This window comes from Rathayibacter sp. AY1C1, from assembly GCF_002932105.1.
Classification (GTDB): Bacteria; Actinomycetota; Actinomycetes; order Actinomycetales; family Microbacteriaceae; genus Rathayibacter.
This window is the reverse complement of sequence record NZ_PSWH01000022.1, coordinates 1-25,640: the sequence shown is the minus strand read 5'-3', so window position 1 is coordinate 25,640 and position 25,640 is coordinate 1. Positions and strand designations below refer to the sequence as shown.

Below are 25,640 nucleotides of genomic sequence, written 5' to 3'. Positions count from 1 at the left end.
TCAGGCGGCGGGTGTGCCGAACACGTACGTCACGGCCAGGGCGAAGACCCAGTCGAGGAAGGACACCAGCGCCATCATGATGACGACGAAGATCAGCACGACCACGACGTAGTTGCCCAGCTCCTTGCGGGTGGGCGTCACGACCTTCTTCAGCTCGGCGATGACCTGCCGGATGAAGAGGGCGATGCGCGCGAACGGGTTGCGCCGCGCGGCTCGCTGCTGATTGGCGATCGCGACGACGTCCTCGCTCGGCTCGTCGACTGCTTTCCCGGCCACCTGCACGCACCTTTCCCGCACCGGAACCTCCGGTGTGGCCGACCGCCCGTCATGGGCGGCCCTGGACCGATGACCGCAGCGTCGCGGGGACCGCGTGCGACGGGCATCGATGTGCAGGGCGGACAGGGCTCGAACCTGCAACCTGCGGTTTTGGAGACCGCTGCTCTACCAATTGAGCCACCGCCCTATGGATGCCGTTGCGAGCATCCGAGGAGGAGACCGACCCGCCGCCCCACCGCCGCGACCCTCGCGGGCGCTGTGGATGAGGGCAGAGATCGACTACCTCGGACGAGTGTACGTGGACCCGCAGGGCGTGTCCAGCCGAGCGGCGGGGGGCCTCGGAGCCCCGTGCGCGCGCAGGATACGCTGGCCGTCGTGTCCTCCACCACGCGCATCTCCGCCCGCATCGCCGCCATCGCCGAGTCCGCCACTCTGAAGGTCGACGCCAAGGCGAAGGCCCTCCAGGCTCAGGGCCGCCCGGTCGTGTCCTACGCCGCCGGCGAGCCCGACTTCCTCACTCCCGAGCACATCGTCGAGGCCGCCTCGGCCGCCGTGCTCGACCCGAGGAACTACCGCTACACCCCCGCGGCGGGCCTCCCCGACCTCCGCGCTGCCATAGCTGAGAAGACGGCGCGCGACTCCGGATGGGCCGTCGACCCCTCGCAGGTCGTGGTCACCAACGGCGGCAAGCAGGCCGTCTACCAGGCCTTCCAGACCCTCCTCGACGACGGCGACGAGGTGCTGGTGCCGACCCCGTACTGGACCACCTACCCCGAGGCGATCAAGCTCGCCGGCGGCGTTCAGGTGGACGTGTTCGCGGGCGCCGACCAGGGCTACCTGGTCACCGTCGAGCAGCTGGAGGCCGCGCGCACCGAGCGCACCAAGGTGCTCCTGTTCGTCTCCCCCTCCAATCCCACCGGCGCCGTCTACTCGGCCGAGCAGACCCGCGAGATCGGCGAGTGGGCCGAGGAGCACGGCCTCTGGATCATCGCCGATGAGATCTACCAGAACCTCGTCTACTCCACCGGCGACCAGGACGACGCGAGCCCGCTCGAGCACGCGACCTCGATCGTCGAGGCGGTGCCGGCCCTGCGCGACCGGACGATCCTCGTCAACGGCGTCGCGAAGACCTACGCGATGACCGGCTGGCGCGTCGGATGGATGGTCGGCCCGGCCGACGCGATCAAGGGCGCCTCGAACCTCCAGTCGCACCTCTCGAGCAACGTCTCGAACATCTCGCAGCGCGCCGCGATCGCCGCCCTCACCGGCCCGCAGGAGCCGGCCGAGGAGATGCGCCTGGCCTTCGACCGCCGCCGCCGCACCATCGTCGCCGAGCTGAACGCGATCGACGGGATCGAGTGCCCCACCCCCGGCGGCGCGTTCTACGTCTACCCCGACGTGAACGGGCTGCTGAACCGCGAGTGGAACGGCACCACCCCGACGACCTCCCTCGAGCTCGCCGACCTCATCCTCGAGCAGGCCGAGGTCGCCACCGTCCCCGGGGAGGCCTTCGGACCGAGCGGCTACCTCCGCCTGTCCTACGCCCTCGGCGACGACGCGCTCCTCGAGGGCGTGCGCCGCTTGCAGCGGCTCTTCGGCACCGTCTAGCCCCTCTCCTCCTGCGTCGTCGATAGGCCGCGGCCGGCTCGACGACGAGGTGCGTCGCAGAGAGCGGGATGCGCAGCGCGGACGACGATCCGCCGACACGCGGATCGCCGGTCGCCGCTCGACCGTGCCTCACGGTGACCGGCGGGTACTGCGACGCGCCTGTCCGACAGGTGAGGGGTGCCTGGCATCTCGGGGCGGGGAGGGCAAGAGGGAGGCGGAAATCGGGGATCACTGTCGCCGGAGGGGTGCGACAGGGCACGCTGTGACGATGAGCGAAGACCACGCCGTCCGAGTCCGCGACCTGCGGAAGGACTACGGGGGCGCTTCGGCGGTCGCGGGAGTCTCCTTCGACATCCACCGGGGCGAGACCTTCGCGCTCCTCGGCCCGAACGGCGCCGGGAAGTCGACGACCATCGAGATCCTCGAGGGCTACCGCGACCGCTCCGGCGGCGAGGTGTCGGTGCTCGGGGTCGACCCGCGCCACGGCGACCTGGCGTGGAAGGCGCGTCTGGGGATCGTCCTGCAGTCCAGCGGCGAGTCCGGCAACGCGACGGTCCGCGAGCAGATCGCGCACTTCGCCAGCCTCTACCCGCGACCGCGCGACGTCGACGAGACCATCGAGGCCGTCGGGCTGACGTCCAAGGCCCGCTCGCGCATCGGGCGCCTCTCGGGCGGCCAGCGCCGCCGCGTCGACGTCGCCCTCGGCATCATCGGCCGTCCCGAGCTGGTGTTCCTCGACGAGCCCACCACGGGATTCGACCCCGAGGCCCGCCACTCCTTCTGGGACCTGATCGCCCTGCTCAAGAGCGAGGGCACGACCATCCTCCTCACCACCCACTACCTCGACGAGGCCGCCCGCCTCGGCGACCGCGCCGCCGTGATCTCCGGCGGGCGGCTCCTGGCCATCGGCCCGATGAGCGCGATCGGAGGAGACGAGGCGCGCGTCCCGATCGTGCAGTGGCGCGAGGACGGCGTGCTGCACCGGCTGCGCACCACCGAGCCCGCCCGGACCGTCGCCGAGCTGCACTCCCGGATCGGTGAGCCGACGGCCCTCGAGGTCGTCCGCCCCAGCCTCGAGGACATCTACCTCGACCTCATCCGCGAGGACCGCGACGCGGTCGACCTGATCGGAGAGCCCGCGTGACCGCCGTCGCCACCCGCCCCCGCACCCTCTCCACCGGCCCGGGACGCACCGTCCGCCTCGGACTCGCCCGGGCCCGCTACGAGATCCGCTCGTACTTCCGCGCTCCGGACCAGGTGTTCTTCACCTTCCTCTTCCCGGTGCTGCTCCTGACGATCTTCTCGGTCGCGTTCGGCGACACCGCGGTGATGCAGGCGAACCCGCAGGACCCGGGCATCCCGATGGCGGAGTACTACGTGCCGGGCCTGGCCGCGGCCGGGATCCTGCTCTCGGGCGTCCAGAACCTGGGCGTCGACATCGCGGTCGAGCGCGGCGACGGCACGCTCAAGCGCCTCGCGGGAGCACCGCTGCCGGTCTTCAGCTACTTCATCGGCAAGTTCGGCCAGGTGCTCGTGACGAGCCTCGCGCAGACGGCCCTGCTGCTCCTCGTCGCGGCGACGGTGTTCTCGGTCGAGCTGCCCACCGACAGCGGGCGCTGGGCGACCTTCGCCTGGGTCTACCTGGCAGGAGTCGCGACGTCGGCCATCCTCGGCATCGCCGTCTCCGCGCTGCCCCGCTCGGGCAAGAGCGCGACCGCCGTGATCGTGCCGCCGCTGCTCGTGCTGCAGTTCATCTCGGGGTCGTACCTGTCGTTCACGACGCTGCCGGACTGGCTGCAGAACACGGCGAGCGTCTTCCCGCTCAAGTGGATCGCGCAGGGCATGCGCGCCGTGTTCCTGCCGAGCGGATTCGAGGAGGCGGAGGTGAACGGGTCCTGGGACCTCGGCGGCGTCGCGCTGGTGCTCGGGATCTGGCTCGTCGTGGGGCTCGTCGCCTGCCGCTTCGGCTTCCGCTGGATCCGCCGCGACAGCTGAGCCGGAGGAGGCCGCGGCCGGAGGGCGCGCGTCCCCGGGAGCGCGGGGCCTGCGCACGCAGACCGCGCGGACTCAGACCGCGGTGCCGACCACGACGGGCTCGGGGTGCAGCAGCACGCCGAACTCCGCCAGGACGCGGCCCTGGACGTACCGGGCGAGCTCGGCGACCTGCTCGGCCGTCGCTCCTCCGCGGTTGGTCAGGGCGAGGGTGTGCTTGCTCGACACGGCGGCCCGCGAGCCGGGCAGGGCGAAACCGCGCGAGACGCCGGCGTGCTCGATCAGCCACGCGGCGCTGAGCTTCACCAGGCCGTCGGCGCGGGGAGGCACGGGCAGCCCGACGGGCGCTCCGGCCTCGACCGCGGCGAGCGGAGTGATGACGGGCGCCTCCGCCGTCGGCTCGACCGGCCAGCGCGGCGCCTCGGGCGGCAGGGAGTCGGCGAACGCGCTCGTGACGAGGGGGTTGGTGAAGAAGGAGCCGGCGCTCGCGGTGTCCGGGTCCTCCGGATCGAGGACCATGCCCTTGCCCGCACGCAGCGCCAGCACGGTCTCGCGCACCCGCGCGAGCGGCACGCGGTCGCCGAGCGCGACTCCGAGCGCCGACGCCAGCTGACCGTAGGCGACGGGAGTGCCGTCGCCCTCGGCGCCGACCTCCTCGAGCGCGAACTCGACGGCCAGCACCGCGCCCCGGCGGCCCTGCTTGATCACGGAGGTGCGGTAGGCGAACTGCAGCTCCTCCGCCGTCAGCCGGACGGGCTCGCTGGCGCCCTCGTCGAGGAAGTCGACCGCGACCAGCGTGTCCGAGAGCTCCTGGCCGTAGGCGCCGATGTTCTGCACCGGCGACGCACCGACCGTGCCGGGGATGCCGCTGAGGGCCTCGAGGCCCGCCCAGCCGCGCTCCACCGTCGTCGCGACGAGGCCGTCCCACGACTCGCCCGCCTGCACCCGCAGGAGCACGCGCCCCGGCTCGTCGGAGGGGAGCCGCTCGACGCCGGTGGTGCGCACGCGCACGACCGTGCCCTCGACCCCGTCGTCGCCCACGAGGAGGTTGGAGCCGCCGCCGAGCAGCAGCCACGGCTCGTCCTCCGACCACAGGCCGACGAGCGTCTCGACCAGCTCCGCCTCGGTGGCGGGCTCGACGAGGCGCTCGGCGGGTCCGCCGACGCGGAGGGTGGTCAGGGCGGAGAGCAGCGGCGCGGAGCTCACGCGAGTCGGACCCGCGCCTGGGCCTTGCCGAGGACGGACTGGCCCTCGACCGAGACGGCGAGGTCGACGCGGACCCAGCCCTCCTCGGCGTTCACAGCACCGATCCTGGCGACCACGTCGATCGCGGCGCCGTCGCGCGGGTCCACCACGACGGGGCGGGTGAAGCGCACCTGGTAGTCGACCACGCGTCCGGGGTCCCCGACCCAGTCGACGACGACCTGCACCGCGGTGCCCATCGTGAGCATGCCGTGCGCGAGCACGCCGGGCAGGCCGACCTCGGCGGCGACGTCGTCGCGGTAGTGGATGGGGTTGAAGTCGCCCGAGGCGCCCGCGTAGCGCACCAGGGTGCCGCGGTCGATCGTGAAGCGGCTCTCGGCGACGACCTGGCCGACGCTCAGCTCGGCGAGAGCGGGCAGTGCGGTGCTCATTCGTCTCCCCTGACCACGAGGGTCGAGATCGCGGTGACGACGTGCTCGCCGCTCGCGTCGACCATGCGGGACTCGGTGGTGACCATCGAGTGGGCGCCGAGCTTCTTGATGGCGGCGACCGAGAGGGTCGCGGTCAGCTCGTCGCCGGCGACGACCGGACGGGACAGCACGAAGCGCTGGTCTCCGTGCACGACGCGGCTGAAGTCGATCCCGCCGTCGGGCTCGGCGAGCAGCTGCTGGAGCGTGAACTCCTGCACGACGACGGCGAAGGTGGGCGGAGCGACGAGGTCGGGGTGCCCGGCGGCGCGGGCGGCCTCGACGTCGTGGTGCAGGGGGGAGGTCGCGGAGACGGCGCGGGCGAACTCGCGCACCTTCTCGCGCCCCACCTGATAGGGCTCCGTGGGCGCGAAGACGCGCCCGACGAGTTCGGGGTTCACTGGCACCCGGCCATACTAGGCGCTGCCGTCGCGGGGCCCTCGGGGCTCCGGAGGCGCCGCCGGTGGTCACCCGGGTATGACCACCGGGAATTTCCCATCCGTGTATGGCTGACCCGTGGCCGAACTTCTCCGAAGCTGGCGGGCATGTCGACACCCACTCCCGAGCGCGACTGGGCGACCTACGCCCGCGAGCTCGGCACCAACATGCACCGGGCCCGCATCGCCAAGGGCGCCAGCCAGGAGCGGATCGCCCACGCGGCCGGGCTCGCGGGCTACACCTACCAGAAGTTCGAGAAGGGCGAGTCGAAGCCCGGCTCGCCCGCGAACCCCACGCTGCACACCCTCCTCGCGCTCTGCGAGGCGCTCGAGATCGAGCTGACGGACCTCCTGCCGCCCGACCCGCCGCGCACGTCACGAGGCGCCGAGTAGCCGGAGCACCGCGCCGGCCAGCCGCGACCCCGAGCTGAGATCGAGGTCGACCTCGCCGAGCCCGTCGGCCTCCAGGCGGAGCCTGTGCTCCCCCGACTCCCCCGGGCGGCACAGGGAGACGTGCACCGTCGCGCCCGCGGCCCCGTCTCGGCCCGCCCAGAGCACCACCGGGAGCGAGCTCGCCGCGGAGCGGTGCAGCCGCTCCCCCGCCGCGACCAGCTCGTCGTGCTCGCCCGCGCACCAGCGCGGGCACCCCTCGTCGTTCCTGCCGTCCATCCGCTCCTCCACGTTCCGCACCCCTCGGTCGAGGAGACCAGCCCACCAGGCGGTACCGACACCGAGGGCCCGCCGCGCCCCGATCCCGACCGGGGTGTGGACAGGAGACGGTCGTCCGCCCGTTGTGGAGGAGCGAGGACCAGGATCCCATACGCAGGTGGTGCCGCCAGAGGTCCGGCACGAAGCACCGGCGCGGTGTCAGCGGTGGACGATCAGCCAGGTCGCGATCGCCGTGGTCGAGCCCGTGTTGACCATGCGGTGCGGCCGCTCGCACGGGAACGTGATGGCGTCGCCCGGCCCGAGGACGACCGACTCGTCCTCGAACTCGACCGTCAGCTCTCCGAGCGTCACCGTCCCCATCTCGAACCCGTCGTGGCGGAGCAGCTGCCGGTGCGCCGTCGAGGTCGAGCCCGGCGGGTAGGTCGACTCGAAGAAGTCGACGGCGTCCAGCGGACGCGGCGCCAGACGGCGGAACAGCACTCCGCCCTCGAGCGCCACGGGCGCCGACTCGCGCGCCCGGACGACCGCGGTCTCGACCGGCGCCGACGCGCCCTGGTCGAACACGGCGGACAGCGGGACCCCCAGCGCGTCCACGAGGGCGATCAGCCGGCCGACCGAGGGCTGCATGGCTCCGCGCTCGATCTGCGAGACGGCGCTCACGGAGATGCCGAGTCGCCCGGCGAGTGCCTTCAGCGACAGGCCCGCCGAGAGCCGCAGCTCCCGCAGCCGGGCGCCGAGTCCGGCCCCGTCCGCGATCGCCCGGGCGGCCGCCTCGTCGGGCGCGGTGTCGTCGGAGGGCATGGCCCGTCCCCTCTCGCGGATCGTCACACAGCCGTAACGGAGCCGAAACGAGCGGCGGCCTCCCGACTCGTAGCGTGGCCCGCGTGAAGTGATCACTTCACTCGGAACGCTCTCCGCGACGCCCCGCCTCCTCGGCCGGACGTCCCGACCACCCTGACACATCCGCTCCGTGCCGCTCTGCGCACGACCGCCCGAGAGGTGGATCCACCCATGTCCGACCGCGTCACCGCACCCCGAGTCACCGCTCCCCCCGTCGATCCGGATCCCGCCGCCGCGGCGAGCGCCGGCTACGACGACCGCCTCTCCAACGAGGACCTCGCCCCGCTCCGGAAGCAGCGCTGGTCGAGCTACAACATCTTCGCGTTCTGGATGTCGGACGTGCACAGCGTCGGCGGGTACGTGACCGCGGGCTCGCTCTTCGCACTGGGCCTGGCCGGCTGGCAGGTGCTCGTCGCCCTGGTGGTGGGCATCGTGATCGTGCAGGTCTTCTGCAACCTCGTCGCCAAGCCCAGCCAGGTCACCGGCGTGCCCTACCCCGTCATCAACCGCGCGATCTTCGGCATCCGCGGCGCGAACATCCCGGCGATCATCCGCGGACTGATCGCGATCGCCTGGTACGGCGTGCAGACCTACCTGGCGGCGCAGTCGCTGAACATCGTCTTCCTCAAGTTCTTCCCGGGCATGGCCGCCCTGAACACGCCCGAGACGTCGTTCCTCGACCTCTCGGCCCTGGGCTACCTCTCCTACGCGATCCTCTGGGTCGCGCAGGCCGCGCTGTTCTGGCGGGGCATGGAGTCGATCCGCCGCTTCATCGACTGGGCCGGACCGGCGGTCTACGTGGTGATGCTCGTGCTGGCCGTCTACCTGGTGTCGCAGGCGGGCTGGGAGAACGTCTCTCTCACCCTCGGCTCCGGCGAGCCGCTCGACCTCGCCGCCGCGGTGCCGGTGATGATCTCGGCCGTCGCCCTGGTCGTCTCCTACTTCTCGGGCCCGATGCTCAACTTCGGCGACTTCTCCCGGTACGCCCGCAGCTACGGCGCCGTGAAGCGCGGCAACCTGCTCGGCCTCCCGATCAACTTCCTCTTCTTCTCCCTCCTCACCGTGATCACCGCGTCGGCGACCGTGCCGGTCTTCGGCGAGCTGATCACCGACCCGATCGAGACCGTCGAGCGGATCGACACCTGGTTCGCCGTGCTCTTGGGCGGGCTCACGTTCGTCATCGCGACGATCGGCATCAACATCGTCGCCAACTTCATCTCCCCCGCGTTCGACTTCTCCAACGTCAACCCGAAGAAGATCAGCTGGCGGATGGGCGGCATGATCGCCGCCGTCGGCTCGGTGCTGCTCACCCCGTGGAACTGGTACTCGAACGACACCGCCATCCACTACACGCTCGGCATCCTCGGCGCGCTGATCGGACCGCTGTTCGGCGTCCTCATCGCGGGCTACTACCTGATCAGCCGCCAGCGCGTCTGGGTGGACGACCTCTACACGATGAGCGACAAGGGCCGCTACTGGTTCTCGCGCGGCTTCAACCCCAACGCCGTCTGGGCGACCGTGATCGGCGGAGTCCCCTCCGTCGCCTCGGTGCTCGTGCCGCGCTGGATCGCGGAGGCGGGAGGCGCGGAGTTCACCTGGCTCGGCGACTACAGCTGGTTCCTCGGCTGCGGGCTCGGGTTCGTCGCTATGGCCGTGCTCGAGCGGCGCGCGCCGCGGATCGGGCGCCTCGACGAGGACCTCGAGAACGTCAGCGACGGCTCGACCGTCTGATCCGGCCGGCACGGAGGAGGGATCCGCCCCGGCCGCTCCGCATCCTGCGGGCCGGCGGCCGGGCGGGTCCCTCCCCCTCCCGGCACCCGAACCGAGGAACCACCATGCGCATCACCGTCGTCAACCCGAACACCAGCACCGCGATGACCGCGGCGATCGGCGCGGCCGCCCGCTCCGTCGCCTCGCTCGGCACCGAGATCACGGCCGTCACCCCGCCGATGGGTCCGGCATCGATCGAGAGCCACTACGACGAGGCGCTCGCCGTGCCCGGCGTCCTGCACGAGATCGCCCGGGCGGAGGCGGCCGGCAGCGACGGCGCGGTCATCGCGTGCTTCGGCGACCCGGGCGTCGACGCCGCGCGCGAGATCGCGAGCGGCCCGGTCGTGGGGATCGCCGAGGCCGCCATGCACATGGCCGCGCTCGTCGGCCGGGGCTTCAGCGTGGTCACCACGCTCTCGCGCACCAGCGGCCGCGCCTGGGACATCGCCCGCCGCGCCGGGTTCGGCGACGCCTGCCGTCAGGTGCGCGCCTGCGACATCCCCGTGCTCGAACTCGACGACCCCCGCTCCGACGCCCGCCGCGCGATCCTGGCGGAGTGCGCCGAAGCGCTGGCCGTCGACGGGTCCGACTCGATCGTGCTGGGCTGCGCGGGCATGGCCGACCTGTGCCGCGACCTCTCACGGGAGCTGGGCGTGCCCGTGATCGACGGCGTCGCCTCGGCGGTGCGCCTGGTGGAGGGGCTCGTCGCGATGGGCGTCAGCACCTCGCGGCGCGACGAGTACGCCGCGCCGCGGACGAAGGCGATGGCGGGGCTGCTCGCTCCGTTCGAGCGGGTCTGAGGCTCCGCACCCCGCACGGTCGGGTGTTCTACCGGACCGCCGGGCCGGACCCACCTGCGAGGATCGGGGGATGAGCGTCCTCCGCGATCTCGGCCTCGGTGCCCGGCTCTTCCTCCGCGGCTTCCGCACCTGGGTCCGCTCGCCGCGGGCGATGCTCCTCGGCGCGATCCCGCCCCTGATCGTCGGCCTGGTCTTCGTCGGCGTGCTGGTCCTGGTGCTCACGCGGGTGCAGGACGCGGTGACCGCGCTCACCCCGTTCGCCGGCGGCTGGGACGAGGGCACGGCCGCCACCGTCCGCCTGGTGCTCTCGATCGCGGTGGTCGGCGCCGTGCTCGCCCTCGGCGTGGTCCTCTTCGCCGCGGTGACCCTGCTGGTCGGCGACCCCTTCTACGAGCGGATCTGGCGGCGGGTCGAGGACGACCTCGGCGGCGTGCCCGACGAGCGCGAGAGCACCTTCTGGCAGGGGGTCGGCCGCGGCCTCCGCGACTCCGCCGTGCTGGTCGTCACCTCCCTCGGGATCGGCGTGGTCCTGGTGCTGCTGGGCCTGGTGCCGGTGGTCGGCTCGATCGTCGGCCTCGTCGCGGGCGCGTTGGTCGGCGGGAGGGCCCTCGCGCTCGAGCTGACCGGGTTCGCGGGCGACGCCCGGGGGCTCTCCCTCCGCGACCGCCGCCGCCTCCTCGGCGAGCACCGCGCGGTCTCGCTCGGCTTCGGCATCGCCGTCTACCTGGCGTTCCTCGTCCCCGGGGGCGCGGTCGTCGCCACCCCCGCCGCGACGGCCGGCGCGACCCTCCTGCTCCGGACCCTGCGGGGCGAGCCGACCGAGCGGCCCGCCGCCTGACACCGCTTGGCCGCCGCCCGGCTCTCCCCTAGACTCGCCGCGTGCGCACGTCGATCCGAAGCCCCTGGTGGCCCGCCTCCTAGGCGGACCGACGCGCAGACCCCTCGCACGCGACCGCCTCCTCCGGGCGGTCGTTCTGCATGTCAGGGCCCGGGTGGGGCACGACCCGATTCAAGGACCACGATGACCTCGCTCCTCTCCCGCATCCTCGCCTCCGACGGGACGCTGCCGTTCGCGGTGGTCCTCCGCCAGGGCCGCGACGCCGTCGACGTGTTCACGGGCGACGTGCTCGACGTCGAGGGCCTGGCCGACATCCCGCTCGACGGCGACGACGTGCTGACCCTCGTGCCCTACCGGCAGGTGCGCGAGCGCGGCTTCGCGGCGAAGGACGACGGAGCCCCGCTTCGCAACCTCGTGGTGCGCGAGCGCGAGAGCGTCCCCCTGGCGGAGGTGCTGCGGCTCCTGCCCGAGCGGGAGATCCCGGTCGAGGAGCGCGGCTTCGACGTGCCGGACGACGAGTACGCCGACATCGTCCGCCGGGTGATCGAGGACGAGATCGGCCGCGGCGAGGGCGCCAACTTCGTCATCAACCGCGCCTTCGTCGCGCAGACCGACGCGCCGCCCGTCGAGGCGGTCCTGGCCTGGTTCCGCCGCCTGCTCACCGACGAGTCCGGCGCGTACTGGACCTTCGCGATCCACACCCCCGGCGTCGACGGCGCGCAGACGGTCACCGCCGTCGGCGCGACCCCCGAGCGCCACGTCTCGGTGCGCGACGGCGTCGCGATGATGAACCCGATCAGCGGCACCTTCCGCCACCCCGCGGCCGGACCCACCGGGGAGGAGGTGCTCGCGTTCCTCGCCGACGTCAAGGAGAGCGAGGAGCTCTTCATGGTCGTGGACGAGGAGATGAAGATGATGAGCGCGGTCTGCCCGGACGGCGGCCGCATCCTCGGGCCGTTCCTCAAGCAGATGTCGCGGCTCAGCCACACCGAGTACCTGCTCGAGGGCCGCACCGGACTCGACGTGCGCGAGGTCCTGCGGCTGACGATGTTCGCGCCCACGGTCACCGGCTCGCCGATGGAGAACGCGTGCGCCGTGATCGCCGAGTACGAGAAGGAGCCGCGCGGCTACTACTCCGGCGTGCTCGCCCTCTTCGAGCCGGAGGAGCACGGCTACACGGTCGACGCCCCCATCCTCATCCGCACCGCCTACCTCCGCGCGGACGGCCGCCTCACCGTGCCGGCCGGCGCGACGCTCGTGCGCCACTCCACCCCCGAGGGCGAGGTCGCCGAGACGCGGGCGAAGGCGTCGGGCGTCCTCTCCGCCCTGGGCCTGCTGCCGCACCGCGAGGTGCCGCCGGCCCTCGACCTGAACGCGCAGCCGGGCGTGCAGGAGGCGCTCGAGGCGCGCAACGAGCGGCTCGCCTCGTTCTGGCTCCGGCCCCAGGCGCCCGAGCACATCGCCGGCCTCGCCGGGCACACCGCGCTGATCGTCGACAACGAGGACCAGTTCACGACGATGCTCGCCCACCAGCTGCGCCACCTCGGGATGGACGCCCGGGTCGAGCGCTGGTCGGAGGTCGCCGACGTGCTGAGCGACGACCTCGTCGTCTTCGGCCCCGGCCCGGGCGACCCCCGCGACGACTCCGACCCGCGGATCGCGCACCTGCGCTCGCTGATGACCACCCGCCTCGAGGCGGAGCGGCCGATGCTCGCCGTCTGCCTCAGCCACCAGATGCTCTCACTGCTGGCGGGCCTCCCGGTCGAGCCGCTGCCCGCGCCCCGCCAGGGCGTGCGCCTGGCGGTGGACGTGTTCGGCGAGGACGCCGCGATCGGCTTCTACAACACCTTCTCCTCCGTCGCCCCCGGCGTCGCGCGCACGCCCCGGCTGGGGCTCGAGGTGTCGGTCGACCCGGAGACGGGAGTGGTCAACGCCCTGCGCGGCGAGCACGTCGCGTCGGTGCAGGGGCACCTGGAGTCGGTGCTCTCCTCCGACGGCCTGCGCACCCTGGAGCGGCTGGTCCGCACCGCGACCGCTCAGCCCGCGCGCGCATGAGCGGCCTGCGGCTGATCGCGTCGCCCGCCTACCCGGCCGAGCTGCAGGAGGCGGTGGCCTCCGCCGTGCGCGCGGCGGCCGAGGCGGCGCGCGGCTGGTACGGGCGCGGCGACAAGATCGCGGCGGACGAGGCGTCGGTCGCGGCGATGCGCGCCGTGCTGGCCGACGCTCCGTTCGACGGCGTCGTCGTGATCGGCGAGGGCGAGAAGGACGAGGCCCCGATGCTCGCGAACGGCGAGCGCCTCGGCCGCGCCTCCGCACCCTCCTGCGACGTGGCGGTCGATCCGCTCGACGGGACCCGGCTCACGGCGGAGGGGCTCCCCGGCTCGGTGAGCGTGATCGCGCTGGCCCCGCGAGGCACGCTGTTCGACCCGCGCGACGTCTTCTACATGGACAAGCTGGTCTGCTCGGGAGCGGGCCGGGGCGCCATCTCGCTCGACCTCCCTCCCGCCGAGAACGCCGCACGGCTGGCGGCGGCGCTCGGGAAGCCCGTCGCGGAGCTGGTCGTCGTCGTGCTCGACAAGCCGCGTCACTCCGGGCTCATCAAGGCTCTGCGCGCGGCCGGGGTCGCGCTCGAGCTGCGCGGCGAGGGCGACGTGTCGGTCGCGATCGAGGCGGCCGATCCCGCGGGCCGCGTCGACCTCGTCCTCGGCATCGGCGGCACCCCGGAGGGAGTGGTCGCCGCCTGCGCCGTCCGCGCCCTCGGCGGGGTCATGGAGGGGCGCCTCGCCCCCCAGACCGCACCGGAGCGCGCCAACGCCCTGGCCGCCGGCCACGACCTCGACCGCCTGCTGACCCTGGAGGACCTGGTCTCCTCGGACGACGTGCTCTTCGCGGGCTGCGCGGTCTGAGACCTCTCCCACGGGCAGGACCTCGCCCGGGAAAGCCGAAGGCCCCGGCTCGACGCGCGAACCGGGGCCTTCTCGCTGTAGCGGGAGCGGGACTTGAACCCGCGACACCACGATTATGAGCCGTGTGCTCTAACCACCTGAGCTACCCCGCCGCGCGTTCTTCGCAGGCCTGGCCTGCGGGGAACGGAGCCCCCTGTGGGAATCGGACCCACTACCTCTTCCTTACCAAGGAAGTGCTCTACCAATGAGCTAAGGGGGCGCACCTGCGGGTCTGACAGCCCCTCTCGGGGCGTGCCCGCGATTTGGCACCGTTAGACGATAGCACCTCCGCGGAGCGTCGATGACCGCGGGGGACGCGCCCCCGCGGCTGCCCGTCTGCGGCTACGCCCGGCTCGCCTCGTCGAGCGCGGCGAGCTCCTCGGCGCTCAGCTCGAGGGAGGCCGAGGCGATCAGCGACGGCAGCTGCTCCATCACGCGGGCGCTGGCGATCGGCGCGACCACTCCGGGCTGCGAGCGGAGCCACGCGAGCGCCACCGTCGCCACCTCGGCGCCGTGCGCCTCCGCCGCCGCATCGAGCGCCGCCAGCACCCGGCGGCCGCGGCCGTCGAGGTAGCGGGAGGCGCCGTCGGCGCGCGGACCCTCGGGCGTCGATCCGTCGCGGTACTTGCCGGTCAGGAATCCCGACGCCAGGGCGGAGTAGGGGACGACGGCCAGCCCCGCCTCGCGGGCGAGGGGCAGCAGGTCGGCCTCGATCCCGCGCTCCACGAGGTTGTAGTGCGGCTGCAGCGCGACGGGCGCGTGCAGGCCCTCCTCGCCCGCGATGCGCAGCCACTCCGCGACGCGCTCGGCGCTGAAGTTCGACACTCCGATCGCGCGAACGAGGCCCTGGTCCACGAGCTCGGAGAACACGGCGGCGATGTCGGCCATCGGCACGGCCTCGTCGTCGAAGTGAGCGTAGTAGAGGTCGATCCGGTCGGTCGCGAGCCGCTCGAGGGAGGCGCGGGCGGCCGCGCGCACGGTGTCGGGCGCGAGGCCGGTGAACTGCGGGTGGCGGCCCGCCTTCGTCGCGATCACCACGTCGTCCCGGTCCCCCGAGCGCTGCGCGAGCCACTCGCCGATGATCGTCTCGGACTCGCCGCCCGTGTTGCCCGGGACCCAGGCGGAGTAGGCGTCGGCGGTGTCGATGAAGTCGCCGCCCGCGGCCGTGTAGCCGTCGAGGACGTCGAAGGAGGTCTGCCGCCCCGCGGTCCAGCCGAAGACGTTGCCGCCGAGCGAGAGCGGGAAGACGTCGATGCCGGAGTCGCCGAGCGGCGAGCGGGTGACGGAGGAGGATGCTGCGCTGTCGATGGTCATCCCCCGATTCAAGACCCGCTCCCCGCCGTGATCGATCCCCCTCACGCGCATGCGCGGCAAGGACTCAGGCTCTCAGCGCCGCGGGTAGTCGGCGTAGGCGAAGCGCGTCGAGTCCGGCGCCCAGCCGGAGACGTTGATCGTCCCCTGCCCGCCGTGGAGGCGCTCCAGCACGCGGCCGGGCTCGAGCGTCGAGCGCCCGGGGAGGTCGAGCAGCCGCAGCTCTACGTCGACGTTCTCGGGGTGCCCAACCGTCCCCTCCGGATAGGCGAGGTAGAGCAGGTGCGCGCCGTCGGGCGACTCGTGCGGGAACCAGTCGACCGTGTCCGACTCGACCAGGCGGGAGAGCGCGGAGCCGTCGAGGCCGATGCGGAACAGCTGCGCCCCGCCTCCGGCCCGCTCGGAGTTGAAGACGAGGGTGCGGCCGTCGGCCGAGACGTCGACGCCGTCGTCGGCCGGCTCGTCGTCGGTCAGGACGGTGAGCGCGCCTCCTCCGACCGGCATCGTGTAGACATCGGTCCGCCACCGCCCGGAGGCGTCGCCGCCGCCGATCAGCGCGAGGGTCGCGCCGTCGGGCGAGACGCCGTGCAGGTAGTGCTTGAAGCGCGCGCCCTCGCGCTCGGCGGTCAGGCGGCGGGCGGGGGCGGAGCCGTCGAGCTCGACCGCGTACAGGTGCCCGTCGCGCGCCGAGACGTAGGCGAGCCCGCCGGACGGGGCGAGCACGTGGTCGTTGTTGAGCTCGGCCGGCACCCCGTCGAGCGGGATCGGCTCGAGCACGGGCGTCCCCTGGAGCGGCAGTCGGAAGAGGCCGCCGTCGCCGTTCACGATCAGGGCGGAGCCGTCCGGAGTCCAGTTCGGCGCCTCCACGAGGAGGGAGTCGGACTCGAAGACGGTCGTCGACTCCCCCGTCGCGAGGTCGTGGACGCGGAGTCGGCAGAGCTGGTCGGGGAGGAGCGAGCGGGCCATGCTCCCCACGGTAGGGCCCTGGCGGATCACGACGGGGCCGTCAAGCCTCCGCGCACTCAGGTTCCGCGGGAGGGCGCTCCGATATTCTTGACCGACTTATGCGCTGGGTACACCTTGGGAGGAACATGTGATGCTCCTCATCCTCGTGATCTCGTTCGCGATCGCCGTGGTGACCCCCTGGCTGGTGGACCGGTTCGGGCCGAAGACGTTCTACGCGCTGGCGCTGATCCCGGCCGCGAGCTTCGTCGCCACCGCGACCGCCCTGCCGACGATCCTCGACGGCGGCGAGATCCGCGAGTCCGTGCCGTGGATCCCCGCGCTCGACATCGCCCTCTCCTTCCGCCTGGACGCGCTCTCGATCGTCCTCGCCCTCGTGGTCAGCGGAGTCGGCGCCCTGGTCCTCGTCTACTGCGCGACGTACTTCAGCCGCGACGAGCCCTCGCTGGGCCGGTTCGCAGCGCTCCTGTCCGCGTTCGCCGGAGTGATGTACGGGCTGGTCACGGCCGACGACGTGATCATCCTCTTCGTCTTCTGGGAGGCGACGAGCGTCCTCTCCTACCTCCTCATCGGCCACTACAGCGGGCGCAAGGAGAGCCGGGGTGCCGGGCTCCAGGCGCTCCTGGTCACGACTCTCGGCGGGCTGGCGATGCTGGTCGGGATCATCGTCCTGATCGTGCAGGCCGGTACCACCAGCCTCTCCGGGATCGTCGCCGCCGCCCCCTCCGGCCCGATCGTGTCGACGGCGCTGGTGCTCGTACTGCTCGGCGCGTTCTCGAAGTCCGCCCTGGTGCCGTTCCACTTCTGGCTGCCGGCCGCGATGGCCGCTCCCACGCCGGTCAGCGCCTACCTGCACGCCGCCGCGATGGTGAAGGCGGGCATCTACCTCGTCGCGCGCCTCGCGCCGGGCTTCGCCGACGACTCCGTCTGGCTGCCCGTGGTGGTGAGCGTCGGAGTCTGGACCATGCTCGTCGGCGGCTGGCGCTCGCTCCGGCAGTACGACCTCAAGCTCGTGCTGGCCTACGGAACCGTCAGCCAGCTCGGCTTCCTGACCGTCGCCGTCGGCTTCGGCTCGCGCGACGCCGCGCTGGCCGGACTGACCCTGCTCGTCGCCCATGCCCTCTTCAAGGCGCTGCTCTTCCTCACCGTCGGCATCGTCGACCACCGCGCCGGCACGCGCGACCTCCGCAAGCTCAGCGGCCTGGGCCGGCAGGCGCCGGTGCTCGCGAGCGCCGCCCTCGTCGGCGTGCTGTCGATGGCGGGCATCCCGCCGCTGCTGGGCTTCGTCGCCAAGGAGGCCGTGTTCACGAGCCTGATCTCGGCGATCGAGCAGGGCTCGTTCTGGGCCTGGGTCGCGCTGGTCGGCCTCGTCCTCGGCTCGATCCTCACCGTGGCCTATTCCGCGCGCTTCTTCTGGGGCGCCTTCGCCCGGAAGAAGGGGCTCGAGGACACGCACCTGCACGCCGAGCCGTGGACCTTCACCGCCGCCCCGGTGCTGCTGGCCGCCGCCAGCGTGATCGGCGGGATCGCCGCCTCCGTGCTCGACCCGCTCGTCGCCGTCTACGCGGACACCCTCCCCTACGCCGCCCCGGACGCCGACCCGGAGCTCGCCGCCGCCGCGGAGGCCTCCGACCACGGCGGCTACCACCTCGCGCTCTGGCACGGCTTCGAGCCCGCGCTGGCACTCAGCGCCCTCGTGATCGCCGTCGGACTCCTGCTCTTCGCCAAGCGCGTCGCCGTCGCGCGCGCGCAGTCGATGCTGCCCAACCGGATCGACTCGGCCGAGGGCTACTGGGCCACCGTCCGCTGGCTCGACCGCGTCGCCAGCACGGTCACCGAGTCCGTCCAGCGCGGCTCGCTCCCCCGCTACCTGACGGTGATCTTCGCGGTCTTCGTCCTCGGCGTCGGCGGTGCGGCCGCCCTCAACCGCACCTGGCCGGGCGATCTCGTCTTCTGGGACAGCCCGGGCCAGCTCGCGGTCGCGGCCGTGATGATCCTCGCGGCGGTGCTGTGCGCGATCGCCCGCAACCGCGTCGCCGCCGTGCTGCTGGCCGGCGCCACCGGCTACGGGATGGTGGCCCTCTTCGCCCTGCAGGGTGCACCGGACCTCGCCCTCACCCAGGCGCTGATCGAGACGGTGACCCTCGTGGTCTTCGTCCTGGTGCTGCGCCGCCTCCCGACCCGCATCGCCGCGAAGCACCAGCCGATGCGCAAGCGCCTGCGCGCCGTCATCGGCATCGCGGTCGGAGCGGTCATGGCCCTCGCCGCCACCATCGCCCTCGGCGCCCGGACCGCGACGCCGATCTCGGCCGAGCTGCCCCGCCTCGCCTACGAGGAGGGCAAGGGCCGCAACATCGTCAACGTCCTGCTCGTCGACATCCGCGCCTGGGACACGATGGGCGAGATCTCGGTCCTCGTCGTGGTCGCCACCGGCGTCGCGAGCCTGATCTTCCTCTCCAGCCGGGCCGGAGGCGCTCCCCGCCTCGAGTCGCAGAGCGCCGACGACCGCCGCGAGCGCGCGATGGACCTGACCGCCTCCTCCGCCGACGCCGAGCGCGACGGCGACCGCGGCTCCTGGCTCGTCGCCGGGCGCACGCTCCGGCCGGAGAACCGCTCGATCGTGCTCGAGGTGCTGGTGCGCCTGCTCTTCCACCCCGCGATGATCGTGTCGGTCTACCTGCTCTTCACCGGTCACAACACCCCGGGCGGAGGCTTCGCGGGCGGCCTGCTCGCCGGTCTCGCCCTCGTCGCGCGCTACCTCGCCGGCGGCCGCTTCGAGCTCGGCGAGGCCGCGCCGATCGACGCGGGCAAGGTCCTCGGACTCGGCCTCTTCTTCGCCGTCGGCACCGCCGTCTCCTCCCTCGCCTTCGGCCTCGAGGTCCTCGAATCGAGCTGGCTCGACCTCGAGGTGCCGGTGCTGGGCGAGCTCCACCTGGGCACGTCCACCCTCTTCGACATCGGGGTGTACCTGATCGTGATCGGCCTCGCCCTCGACATCCTCCGCAGCCTCGGCGGCGAGGTCGACCGCCACGGCGAGGAGGCCGAGCAGGGCTCCCCCTCGGGCGACGGCGTCACGCACTCGACGGACAGCACCCCCGGCCCCGGCCAGGGCACGGTCGACGGGCTCGAGACCTCGCTGCCCACCGGCTCCACGGTCGTCGGCGGACCGGGCAGGGGGGACGGCGCATGAGCATCACCCTCGTCCTCGTCGTCGTGATGGCGGTGATGTACGCGGCCGGCGTCTACCAGATGCTCGAGCGCAGCCTCACCCGCATCCTGATCGGGTTCCTGCTCGTCGGGAACGCGACCAACATCCTCATCCTGCTGATGGCCGGCCGCTCGGGCATCGCGCCGTTCGTCACCGACGACGGGCGCTCCTACGAGCAGATCGCCGCCGAGATGGCCGACCCGCTGCCGCAGGCGCTGATCCTCACCGCGATCGTGATCACCTTCGGGGTGTCCTCCTTCCTCCTGGCGATGATCTACCGGCGCTGGCGCCTCGCCAACGCCGACCAGGTGGAGGACGACGAGACCGACGCCTCCGTCCGCGAGGACGCGGCGGGCATCTCGGCCCAGACCACCGCCGACGACCGGGCGCTCGACGTCCTGCTCGAGTCCAGCGACGAGGGCACCGCCGCCAAGCACGGGGAGAGCGCCATGACCGACGACAGGAAGGAGGACCGATGAACGCCCTGATCCCGCTCGTCGTCACCCTCCCCCTCCTGGGAGCGGCCGTCGCGCTGATCCTCGGACGCCACCGGCGCGCGCAGATCACCGTGAACATCGTGACGCTCTCGAGCGTTCAGGTGATCTCCTCGGTGATGCTCGTGCTGGTCCTCACCGGCGACGGAGGCGGCAGCGCCGTCTACGTGGGCGGCTGGGAGCCGCCGTGGGGCATCGTGCTGGTCGTCGATCCGCTCGCCGCGCTGATGCTCGTGATCACCTCGATCACCCTGCTGGGCGTCCTGCTGTTCTCGGTCGGCCAGGGCCTCGTCGACGGCAACCGCGAGACGCCGGTCACGATCTTCCACCCGACCTACCTGATCCTCTCGGCGGGCATCCTCAACGCCTTCGTCGCGGGCGACCTGTTCAACCTCTACGTCGGCTTCGAGATCCTGCTGGCCGCGAGCTACGTGCTGATCACCCTGGGCGGCACCGCGCCGCGGATCCGCGCCGGCACGACCTACGTGGTCGTCAGCCTGGTCTCGAGCGTGTTCTTCCTCTCGGCCATCGGCCTGCTCTACGGCGCCACCGGCACGGTCAACATGGCGCAGCTCTCGATCCGCATCGCCGAGCTCCCCGCCGACGTGCAGCTGGTGCTCCACGTGGTGCTGCTGCTCGGCTTCGGGATCAAGGCGGCCGTGTTCCCCCTGTCGTTCTGGCTCCCGGACTCGTACCCCACGGCTCCGGCGCCGGTCACCGCCGTCTTCGCCGGACTCCTCACCAAGGTCGGCGTGTACGCGCTGATCCGCACCGAGACCCTGCTCTTCCCCGGCGGGAGGCTGAGCGAAGTGCTGCTGGTGGTGGCGCTGCTGACGCTGATCGTCGGCATCCTCGGCGCCGTCGCGCAGGCCGACATCAAGCGGATGCTGTCCTTCACGCTGGTCTCGCACATCGGCTACATGGTCTTCGGGATCGCCGTGGGCACCCCGGCCGGCTACGCGGCGACGATCTTCTACGTCATCCACCACATCACGGTGCAGACGACGCTCTTCCTCGCGACCGGCCTGATCGAGCGCGTCGGCGGCACCACCTCGATCCTGCGCCTCGGCGGGCTGCTCAAGGCCTCGCCGCTGCTGGCGCTGCTCTACTTCATCCCCGCGATGAACCTCGGCGGGATCCCGCCGTTCACCGGCTTCCTCGGCAAGGTGGGGCTCTTCGTCGCCGGCACGGAGGCGGCCGTCGACCAGCCGTCGTGGCTGATCTGGGCCGTCATCGCCGCCGGAGCCGTCACCTCGCTCCTGACCCTCTACGCCGTCGCGCGCGTCTGGAACATGGTCTTCTGGCGCCGGCAGGAGGAGGTGCCCGGCTACGAGTCGCCCCTGATCGACCAGCTGCAGGAGGACCCCGACGACACGGGCAGCATCCGCACCCGCCACTCGCCGCCGATGATGGTGCTCGCCACCGCGGGGATGGTCGTCGTCGGCGTCGTGCTGACCGTCGGCGCCGGTCCCCTCTACGACGCGAGCGAGCGAGCGGCGAGCGCGGTCGCCGACCCCGCGACCTACATCGCGACCGTCTACCGCGACTCGTCCTTCGGAGAGGAGGGGCCGCGATGAGCCCCCGCCGCCGCGTCGACATCTGGAACCGCGTCGCGATGTTCGTGACCCTCGTCGGGATCTGGGTGCTGCTCTGGGACGACGTCTCGGTGCTGTCGATCGTCACCGGCTTCCTGGTCGCCCTGCTGATCACCCGGGTGTTCTACCTGCCGCCGGTCGAGTTCTCGAACCGCATCAACCCGTGGTTCGTGCTCCTCTTCCTCCTGCGCCTGCTGGCCGACATCGCGGTGGCCTCGGTGCGGGTGTCCTGGCAGATCCTGACCCTGCCCGTCCCGGTGCACAACGCCATCGTCGCCGTGCACCTGCGCAGCCGCTCCGAGGGGATGCTCGTCTGGACGACGGAGGCCGTCTCGCTCGTCCCCGGCTCCCTGGTGATCGACGTGGACCCGCAGCTGAACGTCCTCTACCTGCACGTGCTCGGCGTGACCCACGACGAGGGCGAGCGGATCGACGAGGTGCGCCGGACGGTCCTCCGGACGGAAGCGCGCATCGTCCGGGCCATCGGCTCCCGCGAGGACGTGCAGCGCGTGAATCGGCCGATCGAGGCCGGATCGGGGGTGGTCCGGTGATCGACTGGCTGATCTGGATCCTGGTGCCGGTCTTCGGCGCCGCCTGCCTGCTCGCGCTCGTGCGGATCCTCCGCGGTCCGTCCGTGCTCGACCGGGTCGTCGCGGCCGACGTGCTCGTCGCGACGATCATCTGCGGGATCGGCGCCGAGATGGCGGTCAACCACCACGCGCGGACCCTGCCCGTCGCGCTCGGGCTCGCGCTGTTCGCCGTCTTCGGATCGATCAGCGTCGCCAAGTTCATGGCCAACCGCGAGGAGGACTGACATGGACCTGTTCTTCGACGTGCTCACCGCTGTGCTGCTGCTGGTCGGCGCCCTGCTCTCGCTGCTGGCCGCGATCGGCTTGATGCGGTTCGACGACCTGCTCTCCCGGATGCACGCGGGCACGAAGCCGCAGGTGCTCGGACTGATCTGCGTGATGCTCGCGGTCGCCATCCGGAACCCCGGCTTCGCCGCCGCGGGGACCATCGCGCTGGTGATCGGCTTCCAGCTGCTGACCGTGCCCGTCTCGGCGCACATGGTCGGCCGGGCGGCCTACCGGGCCGAGGCCGTCTCTCCCGGGTACCTCGTCGCCGACGAGCTCGCGGAGGCGGTCACCCGCGCCGACGAGCAGGCCCGCGCGACCGGGCCCGAGACCGTGCACGCGTCCGAGGAGCGGGCGCGCACCTCCTCCGCGCCCCCGCCCGAGGACGAGGACGGCCCGGCCGCGACCGCCTAGCCGACGAGGACGAGCTGCACGGCGGAGGCGCCGGTCATGCTGCGCAGCGCGAATCCGCCGATCGCGAGGGTGACGGCGACCAGGCCGCCGACCAGCAGCACCAGCAGCGGCACCACCCACAGCAGCGCCCGTCGGCGTCGGGCTCGGGCCTCGTCCGGCGTCTCTTCGATCACCCGTCGACTGTACGGGACGGCGGGGGGCGTGCCCCCGGCGCCCACGAGCCGCCCGATAAACTCGACCGCATGACCCTGGACTCCGCTACCTCCGGCGCGCCCGAGAACTCCCCCGGCCCCGACTCCGAGGCCGAGCACCGCCGGGGAGCCGAGTGGTGGCGCACCGCCGTCATCTACCAGATCTACCCGCGCTCCTTCGCGGACGCGGACGGCGACGGCATCGGCGACCTGCCCGGCATCGCCTCGCGCCTCGAGAGCCTCGCCGAGCTCGGCGTCGACGCGATCTGGCTCTCGCCCTTCATGACCTCGCCGCAGAAGGACGCGGGCTACGACGTCGCCGACTACTGCGACGTCGATCCGCTCTTCGGCACCCTCGCCGACTTCGACGCGATGCTCGCCCGCGCTCACGCCCTGGGCATCCGCATCATCGTCGACCTCGTCCCCAACCACTCCTCCAGCGCCCACCGCTGGTTCCAGGAGGCGCTCGCCGCTCCCGCGGGCAGCGCCGAGCGGGCGCGCTACCTGTTCCGCGACGGCCGGGGCGAGTCGGGCGAGCTGCCCCCGAACAACTGGGAATCGGTCTTCGGCGGCCCCGCGTGGACCCGCGTCATGGAGCCCGACGGCTCGGCCGGCCAGTGGTACCTGCACCTCTTCGACACCTCGCAGCCCGACTTCGACTGGACGAACGAGTGGGTGCGCGAGCGCTTCCGGGAGGTCCTCCGATTCTGGCTCGACCGCGGCGTCGACGGCTTCCGCGTCGACGTGGCGCACGGGATGATCAAGGCCGAGGGGCTGCCCGACTACACGCCGCCCGCCGACAGCGGGTCGATGGGCGGAGTCGCTCCCGCCGACGGCGAGGAGCCCGCCACCGCCCCCTACTGGGCGCAGGACGGCGTCCACGAGATCTACCGCGACTGGCACTCCCTGCTCGCCGAGTACCCGGACGACCGCGTGCTCTGCGCCGAGGCGTGGGTGCAGCCGCTCTCCAAGCTCGCCCGCTGGGTCCGCCCCGACGAGATGCACCAGGCCTTCAACTTCGCCTACCTCGAGACCCCGTGGAGCGCACCCGCCCTCCGCGACATCATCGACTCCTCCGTCGAGGCCTTCGCCGCCGTCGGCGCCCCGTCGACCTGGGTGCTGTCGAACCACGACGTCGTGCGCCACGCGAGCCGCCTGGCACTGACGTCCGACAACCCGCAGGGCTACGGCATCGGCCCGCGCACGCCGGGACTCCCCGACCCCGTCCTGGGGCTGCGCCGCGCTCGTGCCGCGACCGCCCTCATGCTCGCGCTCCCCGGCTCCGCCTACGTCTACCAGGGCGAGGAGCTCGGGCTCCCCGAGGCGATCGACCTGCCGGACTCGGCGCGTCAGGACCCGACCTGGTTCCGCACGGGCGGCGAGCGCTACGGCCGTGACGGCTGCCGGGTGCCGATCCCGTGGGAGGCGGACGCGCCCGCGTACGGCTTCAGCGGCTCCGGCGACTCCTGGCTGCCGCAGCCCGGCGACTGGGCGCCGCTCGCCCGCGACCGCCAGCGCGGTCTCGAGGGCTCGACGCTCGAGCTGTACCGGTCCCTGCTCGTGGTGCGCCGCGCCGAGGACCTGGGCTCCGGCGCCGTCGAGTGGCTCGAGGGCTACCCGGAGGACGTCGTGGCGTTCCGCAACGGAGCCGTCACGGTGATCGCGAACCTCGGCGAGGCTCCGGTCGAGCTGCCCGTCGGCTCCGTGGTGCTGTCCTCGGAGGAGCTGCACGAGCCGGCGCTGCCCGCCGACACCACGGTCTGGCTGCGCGCGGAGTAGCGGGCCGCGGGGTCCGCCCGGCGGCTCCCGCGTCGCGCCGCCGGGTCAGCGCCCGGCGTTGGCCTTGAGCCAGAGGTAGGAGTCGACCTTGGTCACGCCGTCGAGGCGGATCTCGAAGTGCAGGTGCGGGCCGGTCGACATGCCGGTCGTGCCCACCAGGCCGAGGAGCTGACCGACCTTCACCGGGTCGCCCTCGTTCACGGCCGCCGAGCCGTGCTGCATGTGCGCGTACACGCTCGAGACGAGCTGCCCGTCGATCTCGTGGTCGACGATCACGTGCACGCCGAGCGAGCCCTCGCCGTCGATGACCGTGCGCACGACGCCGTCGGCGATCGCCTGGATGGGCGAGCCGTCGCCCGGGTTGAAGTCGGTGCCGCCGTGGTTCACCGAGCAGCCCGCGCAGTTGCGGTAGCCGAAGCGGTCGCCCACCGGCACGCCGACGGCGAAGGGCCACTGGATGGACGCGTTCGGGTCGTTCGTGAAGCCGGTGTCTGAGGTGCGGACGATGTCGGCGACGTTGGTCTGCGTCTTGCGCTCCTGCACGCCGAACCCGTCGCGGGCGACCGTCTCGGCGCTGACCTCGCCGGCGACGAACGACTGCGCGCCGCGGCGGGCGTCGGCGCCGAAGGGGGTCGAGAGGCTCTGCGCCTGCACGTCCTCCGCGGTCAGGAGCGATGTGGCCGGCAGAGAGGTCGCCGCCACGATGGCCGCGACGAAGGAGAGGGCGACGAGTCCGCCGACCCGAGCCCGGCGCACGGGCCGGAGCGGCGTCGCGCGCGGTGCGGGGACGGGGGCCGGGGCGCTGCGGACCGAGGCGACGCGGCGCTCCGCTTCGCGCAGCTGCTCCGCCGTGGGAGCCGCGAGGAGGTCGTCGGAGCCGCTCGCGAGCGAGACGTCGGAGGCGAGGGCCAGAGCGCGCTCGCGCTCGCGGAGCTCGCGACGGGAGAGGGGTGGAGTCGATTCGCCCGCCCCCGCTGCCCCTGCAT

General features: G+C 72.7%; 26 protein-coding genes and 3 tRNA genes. 16 read left to right on the top strand and 13 right to left on the bottom strand.

The genetic code is table 11. The features are described 5' to 3' along the window. Both secE and C5C71_RS11425 read right to left on the bottom strand, forming a co-directional pair. Complete coding sequence (secE, locus tag C5C71_RS11430) at positions 1-276, bottom strand: preprotein translocase subunit SecE (RefSeq protein ID WP_068208793.1); 276 nt, start codon at positions 274-276, stop codon at positions 1-3. A gap of 114 nt (positions 277-390) precedes the next feature. Then, positions 391-463, bottom strand: a tRNA-Trp gene (locus C5C71_RS11425). A 179-nt stretch (positions 464-642) separates the two neighbouring features. Between C5C71_RS11425 and C5C71_RS11420 the strand changes: the two genes are divergently transcribed. The 3 genes from C5C71_RS11420 (at position 643) to C5C71_RS11410 (ending at position 3,879) form a co-directional block, all read left to right on the top strand. Then, on the top strand, positions 643-1,884 hold the full coding sequence (locus tag C5C71_RS11420) for a pyridoxal phosphate-dependent aminotransferase (protein WP_374953278.1): 1,242 nt from the start codon (positions 643-645) through the stop codon (positions 1,882-1,884). A gap of 268 nt (positions 1,885-2,152) precedes the next feature. Beyond that, the gene (locus tag C5C71_RS11415) at positions 2,153-3,028 is read left to right on the top strand and encodes an ABC transporter ATP-binding protein (protein WP_104337719.1); all 876 of its coding nucleotides are present in this window, start codon (positions 2,153-2,155) and stop codon (positions 3,026-3,028) included. Further along, positions 3,025-3,879, top strand: coding sequence for an ABC transporter permease (locus tag C5C71_RS11410; RefSeq protein ID WP_104223629.1), 855 nt, complete (start codon positions 3,025-3,027; stop codon positions 3,877-3,879). Before C5C71_RS11415 ends, C5C71_RS11410 begins: the two co-directional genes overlap by 4 nt. Before the next feature lie 72 nt (positions 3,880-3,951). Here C5C71_RS11410 and C5C71_RS11405 read toward each other — a convergent pair whose 3' ends face one another. From C5C71_RS11405 to C5C71_RS11395, 3 genes are read right to left on the bottom strand one after another with little or no spacing between them, the layout of a single operon-like run. Continuing rightward, positions 3,952-5,082, bottom strand: coding sequence for a UDP-N-acetylmuramate dehydrogenase (locus C5C71_RS11405; RefSeq protein ID WP_104337718.1), 1,131 nt, complete (start codon positions 5,080-5,082; stop codon positions 3,952-3,954). Continuing rightward, positions 5,079-5,510 carry a MaoC/PaaZ C-terminal domain-containing protein gene (locus C5C71_RS11400; RefSeq protein WP_104227046.1) on the bottom strand — a complete coding sequence of 144 codons (432 nt, stop codon included), beginning with the start codon at positions 5,508-5,510 and terminating at the stop codon, positions 5,079-5,081. The genes C5C71_RS11405 and C5C71_RS11400 overlap by 4 nt, the downstream gene beginning before the upstream one ends. Further along, a complete protein-coding gene (locus tag C5C71_RS11395; RefSeq protein ID WP_104227045.1) occupies positions 5,507-5,953 on the bottom strand; it encodes a MaoC family dehydratase N-terminal domain-containing protein in 447 nt (148 codons plus the stop codon). The genes C5C71_RS11400 and C5C71_RS11395 overlap by 4 nt, the downstream gene beginning before the upstream one ends. Positions 5,954-6,091: 138 nt before the next feature. On the opposite strand from C5C71_RS11395, the gene C5C71_RS11390 reads away from it, so the two are divergent. Further along, a complete protein-coding gene (locus C5C71_RS11390; protein ID WP_104223625.1) occupies positions 6,092-6,376 on the top strand; it encodes a helix-turn-helix domain-containing protein in 285 nt (94 codons plus the stop codon). On the opposite strand, the gene C5C71_RS11385 is transcribed toward C5C71_RS11390, so the two are convergent. Both C5C71_RS11385 and C5C71_RS11380 read right to left on the bottom strand, forming a co-directional pair. Next, positions 6,359-6,652: a DUF6907 domain-containing protein gene (locus C5C71_RS11385; RefSeq protein WP_104337717.1), complete on the bottom strand. Its 294-nt coding sequence runs from the start codon at positions 6,650-6,652 to the stop codon at positions 6,359-6,361. The genes C5C71_RS11390 and C5C71_RS11385 overlap by 18 nt on opposite strands. A gap of 198 nt (positions 6,653-6,850) precedes the next feature. Continuing rightward, on the bottom strand, positions 6,851-7,453 hold the full coding sequence (locus C5C71_RS11380) for a helix-turn-helix domain-containing protein (RefSeq protein ID WP_104227043.1): 603 nt from the start codon (positions 7,451-7,453) through the stop codon (positions 6,851-6,853). A gap of 210 nt (positions 7,454-7,663) precedes the next feature. Here C5C71_RS11380 and C5C71_RS11375 point away from each other — a divergent pair, with 210 nt between their 5' ends. From C5C71_RS11375 to C5C71_RS11355, 5 genes are all read left to right on the top strand, one after another. After that, positions 7,664-9,223: an NCS1 family nucleobase:cation symporter-1 gene (locus C5C71_RS11375; RefSeq protein WP_104337716.1), complete on the top strand. Its 1,560-nt coding sequence runs from the start codon at positions 7,664-7,666 to the stop codon at positions 9,221-9,223. A 104-nt stretch (positions 9,224-9,327) separates the two neighbouring features. Then, the gene (locus tag C5C71_RS11370) at positions 9,328-10,062 is read left to right on the top strand and encodes an aspartate/glutamate racemase family protein (RefSeq protein ID WP_104227041.1); all 735 of its coding nucleotides are present in this window, start codon (positions 9,328-9,330) and stop codon (positions 10,060-10,062) included. 70 nt (positions 10,063-10,132) lie between these two features. Continuing rightward, a complete protein-coding gene (locus tag C5C71_RS11365) occupies positions 10,133-10,900 on the top strand; it encodes an EI24 domain-containing protein (protein WP_104268593.1) in 768 nt (255 codons plus the stop codon). 183 nt (positions 10,901-11,083) lie between these two features. Beyond that, positions 11,084-12,955 carry an anthranilate synthase family protein gene (locus C5C71_RS11360; protein WP_104227039.1) on the top strand — a complete coding sequence of 624 codons (1,872 nt, stop codon included), beginning with the start codon at positions 11,084-11,086 and terminating at the stop codon, positions 12,953-12,955. Beyond that, the gene (locus C5C71_RS11355) at positions 12,952-13,806 is read left to right on the top strand and encodes a fructose-bisphosphatase class II family protein (protein ID WP_104337715.1); all 855 of its coding nucleotides are present in this window, start codon (positions 12,952-12,954) and stop codon (positions 13,804-13,806) included. Before C5C71_RS11360 ends, C5C71_RS11355 begins: the two co-directional genes overlap by 4 nt. Positions 13,807-13,884: 78 nt before the next feature. Here the strand turns inward: C5C71_RS11355 and C5C71_RS11350 are convergent. The 4 genes from C5C71_RS11350 to C5C71_RS11335 all read right to left on the bottom strand — a co-directional run bounded on the left by C5C71_RS11350 (position 13,885) and on the right by C5C71_RS11335 (position 16,122). Next, positions 13,885-13,958 (bottom strand) — tRNA-Met (locus C5C71_RS11350). Between the two features lie 35 nt (positions 13,959-13,993). Then, positions 13,994-14,065: transfer RNA gene (locus tag C5C71_RS11345), tRNA-Thr, on the bottom strand. 122 nt (positions 14,066-14,187) lie between these two features. Further along, positions 14,188-15,159, bottom strand: coding sequence for an aldo/keto reductase (locus tag C5C71_RS11340; RefSeq protein WP_104337714.1), 972 nt, complete (start codon positions 15,157-15,159; stop codon positions 14,188-14,190). Between the two features lie 72 nt (positions 15,160-15,231). Then, entirely contained in the window at positions 15,232-16,122 is an 891-nt protein-coding gene (locus C5C71_RS11335) for a PD40 domain-containing protein (protein WP_104337713.1), read from the bottom strand. A 130-nt stretch (positions 16,123-16,252) separates the two neighbouring features. Between C5C71_RS11335 and C5C71_RS11330 the strand changes: the two genes are divergently transcribed. The 6 genes from C5C71_RS11330 to mnhG are packed head-to-tail and all read left to right on the top strand — an operon-like array spanning position 16,253 to position 22,684. Beyond that, entirely contained in the window at positions 16,253-19,309 is a 3,057-nt protein-coding gene (locus C5C71_RS11330) for a Na+/H+ antiporter subunit A (protein ID WP_104337712.1), read from the top strand. Beyond that, the gene (locus tag C5C71_RS11325) at positions 19,306-19,806 is read left to right on the top strand and encodes a Na(+)/H(+) antiporter subunit C (RefSeq protein WP_104337711.1); all 501 of its coding nucleotides are present in this window, start codon (positions 19,306-19,308) and stop codon (positions 19,804-19,806) included. Before C5C71_RS11330 ends, C5C71_RS11325 begins: the two co-directional genes overlap by 4 nt. Beyond that, positions 19,803-21,398 carry a Na+/H+ antiporter subunit D gene (locus C5C71_RS11320; protein WP_104337710.1) on the top strand — a complete coding sequence of 532 codons (1,596 nt, stop codon included), beginning with the start codon at positions 19,803-19,805 and terminating at the stop codon, positions 21,396-21,398. Before C5C71_RS11325 ends, C5C71_RS11320 begins: the two co-directional genes overlap by 4 nt. Next, complete coding sequence (locus C5C71_RS11315; protein WP_104234245.1) at positions 21,395-21,967, top strand: Na+/H+ antiporter subunit E; 573 nt, start codon at positions 21,395-21,397, stop codon at positions 21,965-21,967. Before C5C71_RS11320 ends, C5C71_RS11315 begins: the two co-directional genes overlap by 4 nt. Then, the gene (locus C5C71_RS11310) at positions 21,964-22,230 is read left to right on the top strand and encodes a monovalent cation/H+ antiporter complex subunit F (RefSeq protein WP_308470711.1); all 267 of its coding nucleotides are present in this window, start codon (positions 21,964-21,966) and stop codon (positions 22,228-22,230) included. The genes C5C71_RS11315 and C5C71_RS11310 overlap by 4 nt, the downstream gene beginning before the upstream one ends. 1 nt (position 22,231) lies before the next feature. Continuing rightward, positions 22,232-22,684 carry a monovalent cation/H(+) antiporter subunit G gene (gene mnhG, locus C5C71_RS11305; protein ID WP_219814185.1) on the top strand — a complete coding sequence of 151 codons (453 nt, stop codon included), beginning with the start codon at positions 22,232-22,234 and terminating at the stop codon, positions 22,682-22,684. Here the strand turns inward: mnhG and C5C71_RS17625 are convergent. Beyond that, positions 22,681-22,857 carry a hypothetical protein gene (locus tag C5C71_RS17625; protein WP_181065699.1) on the bottom strand — a complete coding sequence of 59 codons (177 nt, stop codon included), beginning with the start codon at positions 22,855-22,857 and terminating at the stop codon, positions 22,681-22,683. The two genes, mnhG and C5C71_RS17625, sit on opposite strands and share 4 nt — an antisense overlap. A 69-nt stretch (positions 22,858-22,926) precedes the next feature. On the opposite strand from C5C71_RS17625, the gene C5C71_RS11300 reads away from it, so the two are divergent. Beyond that, on the top strand, positions 22,927-24,654 hold the full coding sequence (locus tag C5C71_RS11300) for a glycoside hydrolase family 13 protein (protein WP_104337709.1): 1,728 nt from the start codon (positions 22,927-22,929) through the stop codon (positions 24,652-24,654). Positions 24,655-24,699: 45 nt separating this feature from the next. Here C5C71_RS11300 and C5C71_RS18055 read toward each other — a convergent pair. After that, positions 24,700-25,640 (bottom strand): M23 family metallopeptidase (locus tag C5C71_RS18055; RefSeq protein ID WP_104337708.1); only part of this gene is annotated, 941 nt, incomplete at its 5' end.

Bases quoted from the DNA above. Each gene is read 5' to 3' on its own strand.
- C5C71_RS11415 (WP_104337719.1), top strand. From the start codon at position 2,153: ATGAGCGAAGACCACGCCGTCCGAGTCCGCGACCTGCGGAAGGACTAC.
- C5C71_RS11400 (WP_104227046.1), bottom strand. From the start codon at position 5,510: ATGAGCACCGCACTGCCCGCTCTCGCCGAGCTGAGCGTCGGCCAGGTC.
- C5C71_RS11390 (WP_104223625.1), top strand. From the start codon at position 6,092: ATGTCGACACCCACTCCCGAGCGCGACTGGGCGACCTACGCCCGCGAG.
- C5C71_RS11385 (WP_104337717.1), bottom strand. From the start codon at position 6,652: ATGGACGGCAGGAACGACGAGGGGTGCCCGCGCTGGTGCGCGGGCGAG.
- C5C71_RS11380 (WP_104227043.1), bottom strand. From the start codon at position 7,453: ATGCCCTCCGACGACACCGCGCCCGACGAGGCGGCCGCCCGGGCGATC.
- C5C71_RS11375 (WP_104337716.1), top strand. From the start codon at position 7,664: ATGTCCGACCGCGTCACCGCACCCCGAGTCACCGCTCCCCCCGTCGAT.
- C5C71_RS11370 (WP_104227041.1), top strand. From the start codon at position 9,328: ATGCGCATCACCGTCGTCAACCCGAACACCAGCACCGCGATGACCGCG.
- C5C71_RS11365 (WP_104268593.1), top strand. From the start codon at position 10,133: ATGAGCGTCCTCCGCGATCTCGGCCTCGGTGCCCGGCTCTTCCTCCGC.
- C5C71_RS11360 (WP_104227039.1), top strand. From the start codon at position 11,084: ATGACCTCGCTCCTCTCCCGCATCCTCGCCTCCGACGGGACGCTGCCG.
- C5C71_RS11355 (WP_104337715.1), top strand. From the start codon at position 12,952: ATGAGCGGCCTGCGGCTGATCGCGTCGCCCGCCTACCCGGCCGAGCTG.
- C5C71_RS11340 (WP_104337714.1), bottom strand. From the start codon at position 15,159: ATGACCATCGACAGCGCAGCATCCTCCTCCGTCACCCGCTCGCCGCTC.
- C5C71_RS11335 (WP_104337713.1), bottom strand. From the start codon at position 16,122: ATGGCCCGCTCGCTCCTCCCCGACCAGCTCTGCCGACTCCGCGTCCAC.
- C5C71_RS11330 (WP_104337712.1), top strand. From the start codon at position 16,253: ATGCTCCTCATCCTCGTGATCTCGTTCGCGATCGCCGTGGTGACCCCC.
- C5C71_RS11325 (WP_104337711.1), top strand. From the start codon at position 19,306: ATGAGCATCACCCTCGTCCTCGTCGTCGTGATGGCGGTGATGTACGCG.
- C5C71_RS11320 (WP_104337710.1), top strand. From the start codon at position 19,803: ATGAACGCCCTGATCCCGCTCGTCGTCACCCTCCCCCTCCTGGGAGCG.
- C5C71_RS11315 (WP_104234245.1), top strand. From the start codon at position 21,395: ATGAGCCCCCGCCGCCGCGTCGACATCTGGAACCGCGTCGCGATGTTC.
- mnhG (WP_219814185.1), top strand. From the start codon at position 22,232: ATGGACCTGTTCTTCGACGTGCTCACCGCTGTGCTGCTGCTGGTCGGC.
- C5C71_RS11300 (WP_104337709.1), top strand. From the start codon at position 22,927: ATGACCCTGGACTCCGCTACCTCCGGCGCGCCCGAGAACTCCCCCGGC.